We start from the raw sequence: 19,187 nt of genomic DNA on the forward strand, positions 1-19,187 counted from the left end.
ACGCGCGAGGCGGATGCACGGGGCCCGACCCTGTTCGTTGACTTGCGGCCTTTGTCGCTCGCCCTCGGCGTGTCGCCGGCATTGGGCGCAAGTCGACGAAGGAACGGTGCGGCGGGCGCGCGGCTCGTGGAGCGGGGGAAGGCCGATGGGCGCGCAGCGCGCGGGGCGGCGGTCACGCGCGAGGCGGATGCACGGGGCCCGACCCTGTTCGTTGACTTGCGGCCTTTGTCGCTCGCCCTCGGCGTGTCGCCGGCATTGGGCGCAAGTCGACGAGAGGAACGGCGCAACGCACGTGGGCAGCGGCAGCGGCACCGCGCGCGCAGCGCGCGGGGTGGCGGTCACGCGCGAGGCGGGATGCCAGGGGCCGACCCCGTTCGTTGACTTGCGGCCTTTGTCGCTCGCGCGCGGCGTGTCGCCGGCATAGGGCGCAAGTCAACGAAAGGAACGGCGCAACGCACGGGCACGCCGCGCGCCGCAACGCGCGGCGGCACACCCGGCACCACGCCGGGGGACGGCCGCGCCGTCAGCTGATCGTCAGGAGCTGGTGGCCGGCGGAGACGGTCGTGCCGGCGGCGGCGCTGATCGAGCCGATGACGCCGTCCTTGTGCGCCTGGATCGGCTGCTCCATCTTCATCGCCTCGAGCACGATGACGAGGTCGCCCTTGACGACGTGCTGCCCGTCTTCGACTGCGACCTTGACGATCGTGGCCTGCATCGGAGCCTTGACGGCGTCGCCGGACGCGCCGGCCGTGACGGTCGTCGCGTGCGAACGGCGCGACGGGGGAGCGGCGGCGGGGCGTCCGGTGCCGGGCGTCGCGGTGATGCGGTCGGGCAGGCGCACCTCGAGGCGCTTGCCGCTCACCTCGACGACGACGGTATGCCGCGGCTCGGGGGCGGCGGGGGCTTCGAGCTCGCCGTCCCACGGGGCGATCTCGCCCGCGAACTCGGTCTCGATCCAGCGCGTGAAGACGCCGAAGCGGCCGTCCTCGGCGGTGAAGGCCGGATCGCGCACGACCTCGCGGTGGAACGGCAGCACGGTCGGCAGCCCGGTGATCTCGAACTCGTCGAGCGCGCGGCGTGCGCGCTGCAGCGCCTCGGCGCGGTCGCGCCCGGTCACGATGATCTTCGCCAGCAGCGAGTCGAACGCGCCCGAGACGCTGTCGCCCGCCGTCACACCCGAATCGAGACGGATGCCGGGGCCCCCGAACGTCTTGAAGACGTGAATGGGTCCGGGCTGGGGCAGGAAACCGCGCCCGGGGTCTTCACCGTTGATGCGGAACTCGATCGAGTGGCCCTCGGCGACGGGGTCGTCGTAGCCGATCTCCTGGCCCTCGGCGAGGCGGAACTGCTCGCGCACGAGGTCGATGCCGGTGACTTCTTCGGACACCGGGTGCTCGACCTGCAGGCGCGTGTTGACCTCGAGGAACGAGATCGTGCCGTCGGCGCCGATGAGGAACTCGCACGTGCCCGCGCCGACGTAGCCGACCTCGCGCAGGATCGCCTTCGACGATTCGTAGAGGATCCGGTTCTGCTCGTCGGTCAGGAACGGTGCCGGTGCCTCTTCGACGAGCTTCTGGTGGCGGCGCTGCAGCGAGCAGTCCCGCGTCGAGATGACGACGACGTTGCCGGCGGCATCCGCGAGGCACTGCGTCTCGACGTGCCGGGGCTTGTCGAGGTACTTCTCGACGAAGCACTCGCCGCGACCGAACGCGGTGACGGCCTCGCGGGTGGCCGATTCGAACTGCTCGGCGATCTCGTCGGTCGTGCGGGCGACCTTCAGGCCGCGTCCGCCGCCGCCGTACGCGGCCTTGATCGCGATGGGCAGACCGAACTCGTCGGCGAAGGCGATGACCTCGTCGGCGCCCGCGACGGGGCCGGGAGTGCCGGGTGCGAGCGGTGCGCCCACCTTCTCGGCGACGTGGCGGGCGGTGACCTTGTCGCCGAGCGCTTCGATCGCCTCGGGCGAGGGGCCGATCCAGATGAGCCCCGCGCCGGCGACGGCGCGGGCGAAGTCGGCGTTCTCGGCGAGGAACCCGTAGCCGGGGTGCACGGCGTCGGCGCCGGAGCGGCGCGCGACGGAGAGGATCTTGTCGATCGAGAGGTAGGTCTCGGCGCTCGTGGACCCGTCGAGCGCGTACGCCTCGTCGGCGAGTCGCACGTGCAGGGCATCGCGATCCTGATCGGCGTACACCGCGACCGACGAGATACCGGCGTCACGTGCGGCACGGATGATGCGGACGGCGATCTCGCCGCGATTGGCAATGAGGACCTTGCTGATCTTCGCCGGGGCGGTCTGAGGCATGGATGCCAGCCTAGCGAGGGTTGTGCGAGCCCTTTTGAGCACTCCCTACAAGAACCGACGAAAAACGTGGGAGTCCTACGACAACGTCGGACCGTCGTCGACCGAATTCCACAACGAGGTCCACTCGACTCCGAGCTCGCGCACGAGGCGGCGGATCGTCGAGAGCGACATGCCCACGACGGTCGACGGGTCGCCCTCGACGCGCTCGATGAAGGCGCCCCCGAGCGAGTCGACCGTGAAGGCGCCGGCCACGTGCAGGGGCTCTCCCGTCGCGACGTAGGCCGCGATCTCGGCATCCGTGACGTCTTCGGCGAACGTGACGGATGCCGCGGCCACAGCGTGCACCTCGCGCGGCGAGCGTCCGGGTTCGACGCGCACGACGGCGTGGCCCGAGTGCAGCACGCCCGTGCGGCCGCGCATCGCACGCCACCGTGCGACGGCGTTCTCGGGCGTGTGCGGCTTTCCGAGCACGTCGCCGTCGAGTTCGAACATCGAATCGCCGCCGATGACGATGCCGTCGAAGTCGGGGATGTCGTCGACCAGCCGGGCCGCGACGTCGGCGGCTTTGCGTCGCGCGAGCAGCAGTACGTGCTCGTCGGGATCGAGCGTGCGCTCCTCGGCCGTCTCGACGGCGGCGACGACGGCTTCCTCGTCGACGTCGGGCGGGAGCGTGTGGGGGGTGATGCCGGCTTGCCGCAGCAGCATGAGACGGGCCGGCGACGTCGAGGCGAGGCATACGCGCATCCCCCCAGGGTAGGGGCCGTCGGCGCGCGGTCCCCGCGCCGCGACCCGAACCGCGCGTGGGGGAGAATCGGGGAATGGACTCCGGTGATCTGCTCGACCTCGACATCACGGGCGTCGCCCACGGCGGCGTCTTCGTCGCCCGACACGAGGGCCGCGTCGTCTTCGTGCCCGACGCCATCCCCGGCGAACGCGTGCGCGCCCGGCTGACGGACACGTCGAAGAGCTCGTTCTGGCGCGCCGAGACGATCGAGGTGCGGGATGCCTCACCGCACCGTCGTGCGCACGTGTGGCGTCAGGCCGACGTGGACACTCCGCCCGAGCTGCGTCCCGGCGGCGCCGACTTCGGCCACATCGACCTCGCCCACCAGCGCGAGCTCAAGCTCGACGTGCTCTCCGACGCCCTGCGCCGGTTCGCCGGCCTCGAGCTGCCGGTGGCGATCCGCGCGGCCGGGGCCGACGGCGCCGACCCCGAGACCGACGACGGCACGGGCTGGCGCACCCGGGTCAGCCTGCACGTCGACGACGACGGCAGGGTCGGCCCGTACGCCGCCCGCAGCCACCGCGTCATCCCCGTCGACGAGTTGCCGCTCGCGACCGCCGCCGTCGCGCAGGCGGCACGGCAGCTCGCGCAGGGCGCGGCCGGACGCATCGACCTCGTGCAGCCCGCGGACGGTCGCGTGCGGGTCGTCCCGCGTCCCGAGACGGTGCGCGCCGGATCCCGCCGGCGGGGCCGCACACCGGCACCGGGCGCCCCGGTCCGCAACGATCCTGCGCGCGAAGTCGTCGTCGAGACCGTCGCGGGTCGCGATTTCCACGTGGATGCGGGTGGGTTCTGGCAGGTGCACCGGCTCGCCGCCGCGTCGCTCACGGACCTCGTCGCGCGCACTCTCGAGGACGCCGTCGACCCTGACGCGTGGCACCTCGACCTGTACGGCGGGGTCGGCCTGTTCGCGGCGACCCTCGCGAGCCTGGGCGGCCCGTCGACCCGCGTCACCTCGGTCGAGTCCGACACGCGCGCGACCGACCACGCGGGCGAGAACCTCGCGGAGTGGATCGGCGCCCGGGCCGAGACCGCCCGGGTCGACCGCTGGATCACGCAGCTCGGGGGCGCAGCATCCGCCGTCGAGCGCGAGCGGCTCGCGCGGGGCGTCGTGCTGCTCGATCCGCCCCGCGCGGGAGCCGGACGCGCCGTCGTGGAGGGGATCGCCGCTCTGGCGCCCGCGACCGTCGTCTACGTCGCGTGCGACCCCGTCGCTCTCGCGCGGGATCTCGGCACGTTCCGGGCGGTGGGGTACGAGACGCGCAGCGTCGAGGCGCTCGACCTGTTCCCGAACTCGCACCACGTCGAAGCGGTCGCCACGCTCACTCGCGTCGAGAGCCCTTAGAGCCCTCGAGCCGTAAAGCGCAAGGCCGCCTGGTGGTCGCGGGTCTGCCCTAAAGTAAGGGGAATGACGCGCGTCGCCCTTATCGACGACCACGAGTCCGTCCGCCTGGGACTCGAGGCGGCTTGCGTGCGCGCTCAGACGAAGGACGTCGTCTTCTCGGGGTCGACGGTCACCGAGTACATCAACTGGCGAACGTTCAGCCAGTCCGCCCCGGCCGATGTCGTCGTGCTCGACCTCACGCTCGGCGACGGCACGACCGTGACCGAGAACGTCACGACGCTGATCCGCGACGGTTCGAGCGTCATCATCCACTCCGTCGCCGACCGTCCGGCGGCCGTGCGCGAAGCGCTCGCCGCGGGGGCCGCGGGCGTCATCAGCAAGTCGTCGCGCATCGACGACGTGCTCGCCGCGATCCACACCGTCGCCCGCGGAGAACCCCTCAACAACGTCGAGTGGGCCAGCGCCGTCGAGGGCGATCGTGAGTTCGCCGACGCGCAGCTGTCGGCCCGCGAACGCGACGTGCTGCGGTTGTATGCGGCGGGGCTGCCGCTCAAGGTCGTCGCCGACCGGCTGGGCGTGGCGTACTCGACGGCGAAAGAGAACATCACGCGCGTGCGCGTCAAGTACGTCGAGGTGGGGCGTCCGGCTCCCACGAAGGTCGACCTGCTGCGTCGCGCGATGGAAGACGGCATCCTGGCCGACTCCGCGGGCGCGGCGCCGCCCGCCGCTCCACCGGGGCGCGCACGGTGACTCAAGAGGGCCCCTCGTCGCTCGATGACGCCTGGGGCCACATCCCGCGTTCGCGTGAGGCGACGGCGGGGATCGGCGCTTTCACGCGCCAGCGCGTCGAGCGCATCATCTCGGTGTCGTCGGGTGTCGGCTCGCTCATCCTCGGCGCCCAGGCGGCGGTGACGGCGCTCGGCCAGCGCGCCGAGCTCGGCAGCTGGCAGGTGCCGCTGCTGATCGTCGTGTTCGCTCCGCTGCTGTTCATGATCGTCGCGTGCCTCGTCGGTCGCGGCGTGCGCGTCTCGGCCGGCGTCTTCGCGATCGTGTACGTCGCCATGCTCGCGGTGTGGCCGCTCGCGACGACGGACTCGACCCTCGCCCCCACCGAAGCGCCGTGGATCTGGTACCTCGTCAACATCGCGACGCTCGCCGCCGTCCTGGCGTTCTCGCTTCCGCTGCAGCTGGTGTGGACGGCTCTCGCGCCGCTGCTGTTCGGATTCGTGCGCCTCGTGCAGGGGGAGTTCCGTCCCGACGTGTGGGCCGCCGTCGCGATCGACGTGTCGTTCGCCCTCATCCTCGGGGGAGTGCTGCTGAGCCTCGGGTGGGTGCTGCGCTCGATCGCCGTCGGAGTCGACGACGCGCGCGGCAAGGCCGTCGAGTCGTACGCGCGCGCGGCGGCGGCCAATGCCGCGGAGCAGGAGCGCGTCGCCGTCGCCGCCCTCATGCACGACAGCGTGCTGGCCGCCCTGATCGCGGCCGAGCGCGCTGACGGTCCCCGCGCGCGCACGCTCGCCGCGGCGATGGCGCGCGAAGCGCTGACCCGCCTCGCCAACGCCGAGCAGGACGCCCGTGAGGGCAGCGACGCACCGCAGGACTCGGCGTCGCTGGCCGACGACATCGAAGTCGCCGCGCGCGAGGTCGGTGTGCAGTTCGCGGTCCAGCGCAGCGTCGTCGCCGACGCGCCCTCCGTGCCGGGACGCGTCGCGCGCGCGCTCGTGCTCGCCACGACGCAGGCGATCGCCAACGCCGTGCAGCACGCCGGCGGCGTGGGCCTGACCGTGACGGTCGACGGCACGCCCGAGCGGATCCGCATCGTCGTGCGCGATGCGGGCGAGGGCTTCGACATGGCCGGCGTCCCCGACGACCGGCTCGGCATCCGCGGGTCGATCATCGCGCGCGTGGCCGCGGTGGGCGGTACGGCGCAGCTGGAATCCAGTCGGGCCGGCACGGTGGTCGTGCTCGATTGGCCCGCCCCGCTGCCGCAGGGCGTGACCGAGGCGGACCTCGCCGCGGGGGAGGTCGACGGATGAGAGTCCGCAACATCCTGTCCGCCCTGGCGGTCGCATTCACGGCCTACATCGCGGCGCGAGCGCTGGCCCTCACCGAACCCGTGCCCTTTCCCCTCGTGCTCGTCACGGTCGTCGCGCTCTATCTGGTCACGACCTGGCTGTGCATCTACTGGTACCCCGTCCGATCGCGCACCGCGACGACGGATGCCGCGGGTCGCGGCGGAACGGCGCGCCTGCCCGTCTGGGCCGCTGTCCTGGCCCTGGCGACGACGGCGATCGTGCCGACGGCGATCGCGATCGGCGTCGGCGACGGCAATCGCACGGCGACGTTCGCGACGTGGTATCTCGGCGGTCTCGGCGCGCTCATGGTCATCGTGATGGTGCGCCGCCGACCCTGGGTGGCCTGGTCGGGCATCGCGATCCTCGGGATCGGGTCGGTCGCCTGGATGGGCGCGGGCCCGGCCCTCGCACTCGGCCTGGTCGGCTCGGTCGTGTGGGTCATCGTGGCCCACCTCGTCCGGTTCTCGCTCGACCGCGCCGCCCACGACACGACGCAGCTCGCCCAGCTGCAGCGTGCCGCCTCGGCGTGGCAGGCATCGCAGGTCGTGCGTCAGCGTGAACGACGCGTGCAGGTGCAGCGGGCGCTCGCCGTCGCCGGTCCCGTGCTGACCCGCGTCGTCTCGACGCGCGGCCGGCTCGACGAAGACGATCGGCTCGAGGCCCGGCTGGCCGAGGGGCGTCTGCGGGACGAACTTCGCGGACCTCGCCTGCTCGACGACGACGTGCGCGCCGAGCTCGAGCGCGCCCGTCGCCGGGGCGCCGTCGTCACGGTGCTCGACGAGGGAGGCCTAGACGGGCTCGACGAAGAGGCGCTGGGGGTCATCCGCGCTCAGCTCGCCGAGACATTGCGCAGCGCGGCATCCGATCGCCTCTACATCCGCACGTCGCCGCACGAGAGCATCGCCGTGACGGTCGTGGGACGCTCGACCTCGGAGCACGGCCTCAGCGACGAAGACGGCGTCGACCTGTGGAGTGAGATCCCGCACTCCTGACCGACTCGCGTGCCGTCGCCGTCTCCTCGGCATCCGTTCGTTTGCCTCGGAACGCGCGCGAAGAACCGGGGCCCGAGCAGAGTGGGGCACGTGAACCCAGCCCGGCCGGACAGAGTCTCGCTCCTCGCCTCGGTGGGGGAGGGCGAACCGAGACGAGGAGCGACGAAGTGGAGAAGGCGAGGGGCGGCGAAGCCGCCCGCCCCTCGCCAAGTGCGAGCAGTTACCCGAAAACCGCCCGCAAGGCCGAACCTGGGCGACCCATGAGGGTGCAGGCCGACCGAACGCGTAATGCGTTCCAGCACCTCAAGTATCTGAGGGCGGGGATGCGGCTGTCTGTAGGTATTTCGGGGGACAACGACTCAGAACGTCGCGCGCCAGCCGAGCTCCCGCGCGAGCGGCCGGCGCAGTCCCCGCTGCGTGACCGACCACGCCGAACGGCGCGGGGCGTCGTCGGCGACGGCGCCCGCGCTCTCTTGCGCGTACGCCTCGGTGACGACGGCGATGAGCGCCGCGAGCTCTTCGGGGGTGGGGTTGCCGCGGCGCACGTCGATCGTGACCGGCGGAGCCTGCTCGTCGTTCGTCACAGGGGGATGTTCCCGTGCTTCTTGGGCGGAAGCGACGCGCGCTTGCCGCGCAGGGCACGCAGCGCCTTCGCGATCGATACGCGGGTCTGCGCGGGCTCGATGATGCCGTCCAGCTCGCCACGCTCGGCGGCGAGGAACGGCGAGGCGACGTTGTAGGTGTACTCGTTCGCGAGCCGCGTGCGCACGGCGGCGACGTCTTCGCCGGCCTCCTCGGCCTTCTTGATCTCGCCCCGATACAGGATGTTGACCGCACCTTGACCGCCCATGACGGCGATCTCGGCCGTGGGCCAGGCGAGGTTGATGTCGGCGCCGAGCTGCTTGGACCCCATGACGATGTACGCGCCGCCGTAGGCCTTGCGCAGGATCACGGTGACCAGCGGCACGGTCGCCTCGGCGTACGCGTAGAGCAGCTTCGCGCCGCGGCGGATGACGCCCGTCCACTCCTGGTCGGTGCCGGGCAGGTAGCCGGGCACGTCGACGAGCGTGACGATCGGGATAGAGAACGCGTCGCAGAACCGCACGAAGCGGCTCGCCTTCTCGCCGGCCTCGATGTTGAGCGTGCCGGCCATCTGCGACGGCTGGTTGGCGATGATGCCGACGCTGCGCCCCTCGACGCGACCGAAGCCGATCACGATGTTCGGCGCGAACAGCGGCTGCACCTCGAGGAACTCGCCGGTCTCCGAGCCCGCGGCGGGGTCGACGATCCGGCGGATGACCTCGTGGATGTCGTACGGCTGGTTCGGGGAGTCCGGGATGACGGTGTTCAGCTTGAGGTCGGAATCCGTCGTCTCGAAGTCGAACCCGGACTCGTAGTCGGGCAGCTCGGCGAGGTTGTTGTCGGGGAGGAACCCCAGCATGGTCCGCACGTAGTCGATCGCGTCGTCTTCGTCTTCGGCCAGGTAGTGCGCGACCCCGGAGCGGGTGTTGTGCGTGTAGGCGCCGCCGAGCTCTTCCATGCCGACGTCTTCGCCCGTGACCGTCTTGATGACGTCCGGGCCGGTGACGAACATCTGGCTCGTCTTGTCGACCATGACGACGAAGTCGGTCAGCGCGGGGGAGTACACCGCGCCGCCGGCGGCGGGTCCCATGATGATCGAGATCTGCGGGATGACACCGGAGGCCTGCGTGTTCAGGCGGAAGATCTCGCCGTACTTGCCGAGGGCGACGACGCCTTCCTGGATGCGCGCTCCGCCCGAGTCGAGGATCCCGACGACGGGGATGCCGCTGCGCAGTGCGAATTCCATGATCTTGATGATCTTGTCGCCGGCGACCTCGCCGAGCGAGCCGCCGAAGGTCGAGAAGTCCTGCGCGTAGACGGCGACCGTGCGCCCGTGGATCGTGCCGGTGCCGGTGACGACCGAGTCGCCGTACGGGCGTGAACGGTCCATGCCGAACGCCGACGTGCGGTGCCGCACGTATTCGTCGAGCTCGACGAAGCTGCCCGGGTCGACGAGCATCTCGATGCGCTCACGCGCCGTGCCCTTGCCCTTCGCGTGCTGCTTCTGCTTCGCGACCGCCTCGGCATCGAGGACGGCCTCCTGATAGCGGGCGCGGAGGTCGGCGATCTTGCCGGCGGTCGTCGAGAGGTCGGGCTGCTCGGTCACGGATTCCACCCTAGTGGCGGGTGTTCGCAGACCGTTGGAGGGTTCGCACAAGTGCCCGCGGCATCCGCTGTCGTGATCGTCGGATGCCGCGGCACGAGGCCCGTCGAGCGGCGCGACCGGAAATTTCTGTGGCGCCGCGATCTTCGGATGCAGTAGACATATCGCCGAGTCTCTACTCGCCGATGTCGCACTCGCTGCATCGATTGCTCTCTCGAGGAAGATTGAGGAATATGTCCCAGACGATGCATGTGCGCCGGGCACAGGGCGCAGTGGCCACCGTCGCGACTGCTGCGCTGCTCATCGCGGCCCTGCACGCCGCGCCCGCTGCCGCCGCAGAGGAAACACCGCATGAAGCGACCGCGCACGCAGCTGTGGCCGGGCTTGAAGCCGCCGGTGTCGGGGCTGTCGACGACGCCGCGCTGACGCAGTACGCCGCGGGAATCGCCGACGCGGACGGGACGATGACGATCATCGGCACAGAGGTGACCACGGGTGACTTCTCGATCGATCTGCCCACCGATACGCCGCTCGAGCTCGGCGAGGACGGTCTCGCCGCGGCGACGGATGCGCAGTCGGGACTCGGCGTCGTGGTGGCTCCCGTCGAAGGGGGTACGGCTCGCCTCATCACGGTCGCCGACGAGTTCTACAGCGACACCCCGGTGCACGCGTACGAGTACGACATCCGCCTTCAGGGGGGTGTGGAGCTGCGGCAGCTGTCTTCGGGTGACGTCGTCATCGTCGACGTGACCGGTGGACCCCACCCCGACGCCGAGGTCGAGCTGGCCCCCGAGGTCGATCCGGTGGAGTACGAGGCCGGCCTGGCCGAGGCCGCCGAGGGCATCGGTGCTGACGACGCAGCCGTCGGCGACGGCGAGGTCGTCGTCGGGGCGTTCCTGGCGCCTTGGTCCGTGGACGCGGACGGCATGCCGCTGCCCACGCACTACGAGATCGAGGGAGACACGCTCGTCCAGGTCGTCGACACCGAAGGTGCCGCGTTCCCGGTCGTCTCGGATCCGGCGCCGCTCATCGTGCTGGGCCTTCTCGCCGCTGCCCGCATCTTCGTGGCGGCGACTGCTCGTGCGTTCGTGACGACGGCGATCCGGGCGGGGATGGCGATGACGACCCGAGGGGGCTTCTCGACGTTCGCGAGGTTCAAGACGTGGGCCGGTAACGCCAAGCCGAATTATCAGTGGCACCATGTCGTCGAGCAGGGCAACACGAAGTTCCCCGCCGCTGCGATCCACAACCCGCAGAACCTGGTGCAGATCCCGACGGCGATTCACCAGAAGTGCGTCAACTCGTGGATGGCGAAGAAGTTCGCGGGGAGTGTCGCGGGCTTCGCCTTCCGCAACACTGCGACCATCCGCTCACAGGTGAGGGCGATGAGCTGGACCAACCAGCACAAGTTCGGAGTCCAGCTCCTGCGCCACTGCGGAATCAACATCTGACCGACGCTCGTGGTCCCGTGCGTGTTCGCCGCGCGGGGCCACGGGCTCGACCGAAAGAATCACGACGTGCCTCACATCGACCACCCGGCCTGGCGCAGGCTTGTCGAGCTCCACGCGCAGATCGCCGAGCTGACACCGCGTATCCACGAGATTCCGGCACAGAGGTGGAACGCGCTCGCCGACGAGCAGGTCGCCGCGGCGCGCGATGTGCGGTCCGACGGCAACCTGATGCGAGAGCTGCGGGGGCTCGTGGCCACCAGCGCACCCGACGAGGCGGCGGTGCTCCACGAGGTCTTGACCGGGGCCGTGTGGGAGCACCGTGCCGACCTCGGCGCGCTGCGGGCCGACCCGCGCGTCGCGGATGTGTCCGGCGATCTCGACATCCGCCCCGCGCTGTATCTGGCGGAGGTCGGTTCCGAAGACGACCCGTACGCGGCGGAAGAGCTCGACGACGACTGGCGCGACCTTTCGCGTATCGGCGGGGTGCCGACGGCGACTCCCGGATCGTCGATGCCGGACGGGACCGTGTTCCTCCTGCAGCTCGACGGTGCGGCGCTCACGCGGCTCGCCGAAGACGACGAGACGATCGCGGCGATGCTGCGGGCTCACGCGTGGCCGGCCGATGGGCTCGTGCAGGTCTTCCACACGACCCTCGGTGACTCGCGCACCGCACCGGACGTGCCGAACGGCGGCGCGGTCGTGCGCCATGTCGCGGAGGACGATGTTCGCGCCCGCGGCCCCATCGAATCGGGCCAGACGTCGGCACACGCCGTCGAGATCATCGCGCTGCCGACGTTCCAGCCGTCGCCGGACGCGTCGGCCGACGCGGTCGAGCGCGCCGGCTGGCTTCAGCTCGAAGCGGATCAGGTCGCCCGCAACGGCTCCTACCCGGACGGTTTCGAGGCCGCGGCCGAGCGCAGCCCCTTCGAGGCGCGGGCGGGTGCGGTCGTGCATCTGGGCGGTCTCGCGGCGCCGGACTTCGGCATGTCGCTCGACGACGTGCACGTGCTGAGCGTGCAGCTACCGCTCCAGCATCCGTCTGATGAGCACGTGCTGCTGTTCGACATCCCCGGAGACCCCTCGTTCGGCGGCGTCTTCGGCGACAGCGGGCATCTCGAGATCTGGATCCGCCGCAGCGACCTCGACGCGCACCGCTTCTCTCCGCTGGCCACCTTCATCCGCAGCGCCTGACGTCGGGTCTCGCGGTCCGGTGCCGCCGCGTGTCAACCCAGGGTGGCGAGCCCGACCCCCGAGTAGCGTGGCGTTCATGCCTATCCCTGACGAGGGCTATCCCCTCACCGCCGCGATCAGTCCCCGCGTGCAGGTCGTCGAGGCGACCGACTCCACCAACGCCGACGTCGTCACGCACGTGACCGAGGCGCCGGGCGAGTGGCCGCACCTGTCGGTGCTGCTCACGACCGACCAGCGCGCGGGACGGGGCCGCCTCGACCGCACGTGGACGACACCACCCGACACGGCGCTGGCGGTGTCGACGCTGATCGACGCGACGAGGGTGCCGATGGCCGCGCGCGGGTGGGTCCCGCTCATCGCCGGCGCCGCGATGACCCGGGCGATCGCAGCGCAGCTGGCAGGGAGTCCGCACTCCGCGTCGCTGAAATGGCCCAACGACGTGCTCGTCGACGGCGGCAAGATCTGCGGCATCCTCGCGGAGGTCGTGCCCGATCACCCCGACGCGATCGTGATCGGCACGGGCGTGAACACGCGCATGCCTCGCGTCGACCTTCCCGTCGACACCGCGACCTCGTTCGCCGCGCTCGGGCTCGAATGCGACGACGACCAGCTCATCGCCGACTACCTGAAGGCGCTCGATGAGCAGCTCACGGCTCTCGCCGACGCGCTGGGCAACGCCGTCACGGCGGGGCTCGCGGCCGAGATCGAGGTGCTGTGCTCGACGATCGGGCGCGAGGTCGTCGTGCTGCTTCCGGACAGCTCGCGTCTCATCGGTCGCGCCGCGCGTCTGGACGCCGAGGGACGCCTCGTCGTCGTGGGCGGCCTCGCCGTCGAGACCGCCGTGTCCGCCGGCGACGTGCTGCACGTGCGCTGAGCCGCGGCATCCGCCCTGCTCCGGTCTCCGACCCCTGGGCCCGTCGGGCCGGGTCCCTGAGCTCGCCGGTCCCTGAGCCTGCCGAAGGGTCGCCCGCCCGCACCGAATTCGTGCCCTCATCCGTCGTGGCGTCGCGGCACCGCGCGATCGCGCCCCCACAATAAGAAACATGACGCAGCCGATCTACGGCGGGCGCCCCCTGACGCCGGCGCCGGGCGCACCGACGCCCGAGCTGCGTGTTGCGCGGTTCCGCCCGCACGCGCGGCGGCTGACGTGGTCGGCGCTCGTGCTGATCGCGGTGGCCGGTGCCACCGGCTATCTCTACAACAACCTCCCGGCGGGATACGAGAACTGGATGCTGCTGACCGCGGCCGCTGCCGTCGTCTTCCTGCTCGTGCTGCTGCCGTTCCTCGTGTGGTGGACGCACGTCTACACGATCACGACGCGTCGCGTCATCGAGCGGCGCGGCGTGCTCGTCACGCACCGGCGTGAACTCGCGCACGTCCGCGGGTACACGATCCGGGCGAGGCGCGGCATCCTGCAGCGCATGTGGGGCACGGGCACGCTCGTGCTGTCGAACGGCGTCGACGAGCCACTGCGGCTCGTGAACGTGCCGAGTATGGCGCTCGTGCACGAGGCGCTCGTAGATCAGGTCGAGGTGAACCAGATCCTCGCGCATCGCGATGCGCAGCCGCCGCTTCCTCCGGGCACGCCTCCCATGCCGCCGCTGCCCTGACCCCGGCGCACCGCCCCCCGCGGCGTTTGGGGCGTATTTCGGCATCGACACGCCGCCGGCCACGGCGTGTCGTCGACAGAACGCGCCCCGAACTGCGGGTGAGGCTCGCGCGCCGGGGATGCCCACCGTGTTCGCCCCGCGCTGCGGGTGAGCCTCGCGAGCCGGGGACGCCCACCGGGTTTGGGGCGTATTTCGGCATCGACACGCCGCCGGTCACGGCGTGTCGCCGACAGAACGCGCCCCGAACTGCGGGTGAGGCTCGTGAACCGGGGACGCCCACCGTGGTCGCCCCGCGTTGCGGGTGAGCCTCGCGAGCCGGGGACGCCCCCGCGGGGTTTGGGGCGCATCTCGACACCGACACCCCGCCGGCCGCGGCGTGTCGCCGACAGAACGCGCCCCGAACTGCGGGTGAGGCTCGCGAGCCGGGGAGGCCCACCGCCTTCGCCCCGAACTGCGGGTGAGGCTCGCGAGCCGGGGACGCCCACCGGGTTTGGGGCGCATTTCGACACCGACACGCCGCCGGCCGCGGCGTGTCGCCGACACAACGCGCCCCGAACTGCGGGTGAGGCTCGCGAGCCGGGAACGACCACCGTGTTCGCCCCGAACTGCGGGTGAGCCTCGCGAACCGGACACCCACCGGGTTTGGGGCGCATCTCGACACCGCCACGCCGCCGGCCACGGCGTGTCGCCGACAGAACGCGCCCCAAACCCGAGGAGAGCAACGGATGCCGGGACACGCGCCCCGGCCCGGGCTGGGATGATGGGTCCCATGACATTGCGCGTCGGAGTCGTCGGTGGCGGACAGCTCGCCCGAATGATGATCGCGCCCGCCGTCGAGCTCGGTATCGAGCTGCGCGTGCTGGCCGAAGACGAAGGGATGTCGGCGTCGCTCGCCGCGACCGCCGTCGGTGACTATCGCGACGCCGACACGGTGCTGGCGTTCGCACGCGAGGTCGACGTCGTGACGTTCGACCACGAGCACGTGCCTCAGGACGTGCTCGCGCAGCTCGTCGAGGCGGGGGTCCAGGTGCATCCCGGCCCGTCGCCGCTCGGTGTCGCGCAGGACAAGCTCGTCATGCGCGCGAAGCTCGAAGAGCTCGGGATGCCGCAGCCTGACTGGGCCGGTGTGACCGATGCCGTCGAGCTGCAGGCCTTCATCGACGCGCACGGCGGTCACGCCGTCGTCAAGACACCGCGCGGCGGCTACGACGGCAAGGGAGTGCGTGTCGTGCGGGCGGCGACCGAGGCCGAGGACTGGTTCGCCGCGCTCGCCGAGGACGCGCGCGGGGGAGCGCTGCTGGTCGAGGAGCTCGTCGACTTCTCGCGCGAGCTGGCGCAGCAGGTCGCACGGCGCCCGTCGGGCGAAGTGCGCGCGTACCCGGTCGTCGAGACCGTGCAGCGCGACGGCGTCTGCGCCGAGGTGCTCGCGCCCGCTCCCGGGGCGGGAACCCGTCTGCGCGACGTCGCCCGCGACATCGGCGTCGCGATCGCCGAAGGACTGGGCGTGACCGGGATGCTGGCGGTCGAGCTCTTCGAGACGACCGACGAGCGGCTGCTCGTGAACGAGCTGGCGATGCGTCCGCACAACAGCGGCCACTGGAGCCAGGACGGCGCCGTCACGAGCCAGTTCGAGCAGCACCTGCGTGCCGTCGCCGACCTGCCGCTGGGCGACCCGTCGCCGCGTGTGCCGTGGACGGTCATGGTCAACATCCTCGGCGGCCCCGCCGAGGGTGGGCTCGACGAGCGGTTCGCCGTGGCGATGTCGGAGCACCCTGAGGCCAAGATCCACACCTACGGCAAGGCCCCGCGCCCCGGCCGCAAGGTCGGCCACGTCAATGTCGCCGGGGCCGACCTCGATGACGTCGCCTATCAGGCTCGCGCCGCCGCCGCCCACTTCCTCGACTGACTCCGCCCGACGCCCCCACGCCCCCCACACCCGACCACACCCCACACCCCACACCCGCGAGACTGCAACCGCACGCCGAGAGAGCGGGTAGACCCCGCAGTCTCGGCGCGCCGTTGCAGTCTCGCGGTCAAATGAGGCCACGCGAGGCGCAGCGGGAGGCGTGCCGTTGCGGGGAGTTTCCAGCGACGCGCCCTAGCCTGGTCGAGTGACCCGGCCGCTGCATTCCTCCGACGCGCCCCTGGTCGGCGTCGTCATGGGCTCCGACTCCGATTGGCGCGTCATGAGCGACGCGTCCCAGCTGCTCACCGACTTCGGCGTCGCGCACGAGGTCGAAGTCGTCTCGGCCCACCGCACCCCTGACAAGCTGATCCGCTACGGGCGCGAGGCCCGGGCCCGCGGCATCCGCGTCATCATCGCCGGAGCGGGCGGCGCCGCACACCTGCCGGGCATGCTCGCCTCGGTCACCGCTCTGCCCGTCATCGGCGTTCCCGTGCAGCTCGCAACGCTCGACGGCCTCGACTCGCTCCTCAGCATCGTGCAGATGCCCGCCGGCATCCCGGTGGCGACCGTGTCGATCAACGGCGCGAAGAACGCGGGACTGCTCGCCGTGCGCATGCTCGGAGGGGCGGATGCTGCGCTCGCAGACGCCGTCGAAGCGTATGCGCGCGAACTCGAGGGGCAGGTCGAAGACAAGAACCGGCGGCTGAAGGACTCCCTGTGAGCGTGGCGAGCCCGCCGCGACCCGGCGCCGCTGCGCCCTACAGCACCGCGAGGCTCGTCGAGGATCGCCCGCTGCGCAACCCCGACACCCGGTCGCCGGCGTTCATGTCGCGGCGCGGCTGGTGGCTCGTGCTGTGCAACTTCGTCATCCCGGGGTCGGCGCAGGTGCTCGCGGGCAACCGCCGGCTCGGCCGGTTCGGACTCGCCGCGACGATCGTGCTGTGGGTCGCCGTCGTGCTCACGGCCCTGTGCGCCCTGCTGTGGCAGAGCGTCTTCCTCACGGTCGCGACGAACTGGTTCGCGTTGCTCGCCGTGCAGGTCGTGTTGATCGGCTACGCCGTGCTCTGGATCGTGTTGACGATCGACACGCTGCGGCTCGTGCGCCTGGTCAAGACGGGCGGGCTCGCCCGCTTCGGCATCGCGCTGCTCGCCGTCGTGCTGCTCGTCGTCTCGGGCGGATCGGCGGCCTATGCCGCCAACATCGCGGGCGTCACGCGCGACACGATCGGCATCATCTTCGGCGAGAGCGGACCGTCGGTTCCGCCCGATGACGGCTACTACAACATCCTCCTGCTCGGCGCCGACAGCGGCGAAGGCCGCGATTCGATGCGCTTCGACAGCATTTCGGTCGTGTCGGTCAACGCCGACACGGGGGCGACGACGATCACCGGCATCCCTCGTGACATGCCGAACTTCCCCTTCGCGCCCGGCCCGATGCAGGACAAATACCCGAACGGGCATGCCAGTCACACCGACCCGAACTGCGGGTGGGGGAGCGGCATCAACCAGCTGCGCACCGAGGTCGAGGTGTGTCAGGACGGCAACGCCCTGTATCCGGATGCTGCCGCCCAAGGCTCGGCGCCGGGGATCGAGGCGACGAAGGATGCCGCAGAGGGAATCCTCGGCATCACGATCCCGTACTACGTCTTCATCGACATGCACGGTTTCGCGTCGCTCATCGATGCGCTCGGCGGTGTCGAGATCACGGTCGCCGAACGCCTGCCCAAGGGCGGCGGACCGGCGTATCCGGGACAGCCCGCCGCGGAATGGGCGATCGGCTGGATCGAGGCGGGAACGCAGCACATGGACGGCGACACCGCCCAGTGGTACGCCCGATCGCGCTACACGACGAGCGACTTCGACCGCATGGAGCGTCAGCGCATCCTGCAGCAGGCGATGCTCGCACAGTTCACTCCGCAGACCGTGCTCACCCGCTTCCAAGACGTCGCGAACGCGGGTGCCGACATCGTCGAGACGGATCTGCCGCAGTCGCTCATCCCGTTCCTCGTCGAGCTCGCGATCAAGGCCAGGGAGCACCCCGTGACGACGATCGAGCTGACGCCCGATCACGGCATCGACGAGTACAACCCGGACTATCCGCACATCCAGCAACTCGTGCGCACCGCGTTGCATCCTCCGACTCCGACGCCGACCGAATAGGCGTCACGAGACCACCCGCGCCGCTCCCCGGCAACGGCCGCGCACGCCATTAGGCTCATCGCATGGTGGCGACGCTGCGGGTGATGCTCGACCAGATGGTCGCGCCCACCGACCGCGATCTCGCCGAAGCATCGCGCGAACTGACGCAGGCCCTCATCGCCGGGGCGCCCGACCGCTGCGAGGTGGCGGCGATCGTGCCGGCAGGGCCGGAGTTCGACGCTGTGCCCGGCCTCGCCGACGTGCGCCGACTCGCCCTCGCGCGCCGTGAGCTCGCGACGGCGCTGCAGCGGGGGATCGGTTTCGGGATCGGCGGGGGCATGATCCATTCCCCGACGCTGCTGGCTCCGCTCGTGCGGCACGACCGGATGCACGACAGCGACCAGACCGTCGTGACGGTGTGGAGCCTCGCCGCGTGGGAGACGCCCGACGAGGTGGGCCGTGGGTCTGCGGGGTGGCAGAAGGCGATGGTCAAGCGTGCGGTCAAGCACGCCGATGCCGTCGTCGTGCCCACGCATTCGCTCGCCGACGGCATCCGGCAGATCGCGCCCAAGCTCGGCGACCGGATCCGCGTGATCGCGGGCGCGTCGCCGCGCGGGTTCGCGGTGCCGACCGACGAGGTGGGCCGCCGTCGCGCGCTCGACCTGCCCGAAGGGTTCGTGCTGCTCGCGGGTGGCCCCCTGCCCTCCGATGCTCTCTCCGCTGGTTTCGCGGCCGTCGCCGCATCGGGCGTCGACCTGCCGGTCGTCGTGATCGACGTCGACGAGGGGCACGAGCCCGCCGTCGCCGAACTCGCGTCCGCCGCGGGTCTGCCCGAGCGACGGCTGCACGTGCGCGGCACGCTCGATCCGGGCGATCGTGCCGCGGTCTACGGCGCATCCGTCGCCTTCGTCGCCCCATCGCATCGCGCGGCGTTCCCGTGGCGGGTCGTCGACGCGCTCACGCTCGGCGTGCCCGTCATCGCGGCGGACTCGGCCGTGCACCGCGAAGTCATCGTCGACGGCGGCGTGCTTGTCGCAGGGGCGGATGCCGGCGAGCTCGGCGACGCCCTCGGGGATGCGCTGTCGTCTGTCGATTCCGCGGGGCGTCTCGGCGTGCTCGCTGGCGATCGCGGACGCGCCTTCTCGTGGCGTGAGGCGGCCGGCCGCGTGTGGCAGCTCCACGCCGAACTCTGAGCGGGGGCGGGTCA

The 19,187-nt window shown here is 71.3% G+C and carries 16 protein-coding genes; 12 read left to right on the top strand and 4 right to left on the bottom strand.

Annotated elements, in window-relative coordinates; all coding sequences use genetic code 11:
* Positions 1 to 523: 523 nt before the first annotated feature.
* Positions 524 to 2,302, bottom strand: coding sequence for an ATP-binding protein (locus ACWIBS_RS10575; protein ID WP_376126629.1), 1,779 nt, complete (start codon positions 2,300 to 2,302; stop codon positions 524 to 526).
* A gap of 75 nt (positions 2,303 to 2,377) precedes the next feature.
* A complete protein-coding gene (locus tag ACWIBS_RS10580) occupies positions 2,378 to 3,046 on the bottom strand; it encodes a Maf family protein (protein WP_376126631.1) in 669 nt (222 codons plus the stop codon).
* A gap of 74 nt (positions 3,047 to 3,120) precedes the next feature.
* On the opposite strand from ACWIBS_RS10580, the gene ACWIBS_RS10585 reads away from it, so the two are divergent.
* The 4 genes from ACWIBS_RS10585 to ACWIBS_RS10600 all read left to right on the top strand — a co-directional run bounded on the left by ACWIBS_RS10585 (position 3,121) and on the right by ACWIBS_RS10600 (position 7,498).
* Positions 3,121 to 4,431: a class I SAM-dependent RNA methyltransferase gene (locus ACWIBS_RS10585; protein ID WP_376126634.1), complete on the top strand. Its 1,311-nt coding sequence runs from the start codon at positions 3,121 to 3,123 to the stop codon at positions 4,429 to 4,431.
* Between the two features lie 63 nt (positions 4,432 to 4,494).
* Positions 4,495 to 5,181, top strand: coding sequence for a response regulator transcription factor (locus ACWIBS_RS10590; RefSeq protein WP_376126637.1), 687 nt, complete (start codon positions 4,495 to 4,497; stop codon positions 5,179 to 5,181).
* Positions 5,178 to 6,467, top strand: coding sequence for a sensor histidine kinase (locus ACWIBS_RS10595; RefSeq protein ID WP_376126639.1), 1,290 nt, complete (start codon positions 5,178 to 5,180; stop codon positions 6,465 to 6,467). Before ACWIBS_RS10590 ends, ACWIBS_RS10595 begins: the two co-directional genes overlap by 4 nt.
* On the top strand, positions 6,464 to 7,498 hold the full coding sequence (locus ACWIBS_RS10600) for a hypothetical protein (protein ID WP_376126642.1): 1,035 nt from the start codon (positions 6,464 to 6,466) through the stop codon (positions 7,496 to 7,498). Before ACWIBS_RS10595 ends, ACWIBS_RS10600 begins: the two co-directional genes overlap by 4 nt.
* A 359-nt stretch (positions 7,499 to 7,857) precedes the next feature.
* On the opposite strand, the gene ACWIBS_RS10605 is transcribed toward ACWIBS_RS10600, so the two are convergent.
* Together ACWIBS_RS10605 and ACWIBS_RS10610 are read right to left on the bottom strand one after the other, a co-directional pair.
* A complete protein-coding gene (locus ACWIBS_RS10605) occupies positions 7,858 to 8,082 on the bottom strand; it encodes an acyl-CoA carboxylase subunit epsilon (protein ID WP_376126645.1) in 225 nt (74 codons plus the stop codon).
* Positions 8,079 to 9,686, bottom strand: coding sequence for an acyl-CoA carboxylase subunit beta (locus ACWIBS_RS10610; protein ID WP_376126647.1), 1,608 nt, complete (start codon positions 9,684 to 9,686; stop codon positions 8,079 to 8,081). The genes ACWIBS_RS10605 and ACWIBS_RS10610 overlap by 4 nt, the downstream gene beginning before the upstream one ends.
* A gap of 230 nt (positions 9,687 to 9,916) precedes the next feature.
* On the opposite strand from ACWIBS_RS10610, the gene ACWIBS_RS10615 reads away from it, so the two are divergent.
* The 8 genes from ACWIBS_RS10615 to ACWIBS_RS10650 all read left to right on the top strand — a co-directional run bounded on the left by ACWIBS_RS10615 (position 9,917) and on the right by ACWIBS_RS10650 (position 19,173).
* Positions 9,917 to 11,134: a hypothetical protein gene (locus tag ACWIBS_RS10615; RefSeq protein WP_376126649.1), complete on the top strand. Its 1,218-nt coding sequence runs from the start codon at positions 9,917 to 9,919 to the stop codon at positions 11,132 to 11,134.
* A 66-nt stretch (positions 11,135 to 11,200) separates the two neighbouring features.
* Positions 11,201 to 12,325, top strand: a complete 1,125-nt coding sequence (locus ACWIBS_RS10620; RefSeq protein ID WP_376126652.1) for a DUF1963 domain-containing protein — start codon at positions 11,201 to 11,203, stop codon at positions 12,323 to 12,325.
* Positions 12,326 to 12,401: 76 nt separating this feature from the next.
* The gene (locus tag ACWIBS_RS10625; protein ID WP_376126654.1) at positions 12,402 to 13,199 is read left to right on the top strand and encodes a biotin--[acetyl-CoA-carboxylase] ligase; all 798 of its coding nucleotides are present in this window, start codon (positions 12,402 to 12,404) and stop codon (positions 13,197 to 13,199) included.
* Positions 13,200 to 13,368: 169 nt separating this feature from the next.
* Positions 13,369 to 13,935: a PH domain-containing protein gene (locus ACWIBS_RS10630; protein ID WP_376126656.1), complete on the top strand. Its 567-nt coding sequence runs from the start codon at positions 13,369 to 13,371 to the stop codon at positions 13,933 to 13,935.
* Positions 13,936 to 14,704: 769 nt separating this feature from the next.
* Entirely contained in the window at positions 14,705 to 15,841 is a 1,137-nt protein-coding gene (locus tag ACWIBS_RS10635) for a 5-(carboxyamino)imidazole ribonucleotide synthase (RefSeq protein ID WP_376126659.1), read from the top strand.
* Between the two features lie 253 nt (positions 15,842 to 16,094).
* Positions 16,095 to 16,562, top strand: a complete 468-nt coding sequence (purE, locus tag ACWIBS_RS10640) for a 5-(carboxyamino)imidazole ribonucleotide mutase (RefSeq protein WP_376126828.1) — start codon at positions 16,095 to 16,097, stop codon at positions 16,560 to 16,562.
* Positions 16,559 to 18,001 (top strand): LCP family protein, encoded by a 1,443-nt coding sequence (locus tag ACWIBS_RS10645; protein WP_376126661.1) that lies wholly within the window; start codon positions 16,559 to 16,561, stop codon positions 17,999 to 18,001. Before purE ends, ACWIBS_RS10645 begins: the two co-directional genes overlap by 4 nt.
* 62 nt (positions 18,002 to 18,063) lie before the next feature.
* Positions 18,064 to 19,173, top strand: a complete 1,110-nt coding sequence (locus tag ACWIBS_RS10650) for a glycosyltransferase (protein ID WP_376126664.1) — start codon at positions 18,064 to 18,066, stop codon at positions 19,171 to 19,173.
* The last annotated feature ends 14 nt before the right edge of the window (positions 19,174 to 19,187 follow it).

This window comes from Microbacterium sp. NPDC055442 (genome assembly GCF_053644215.1).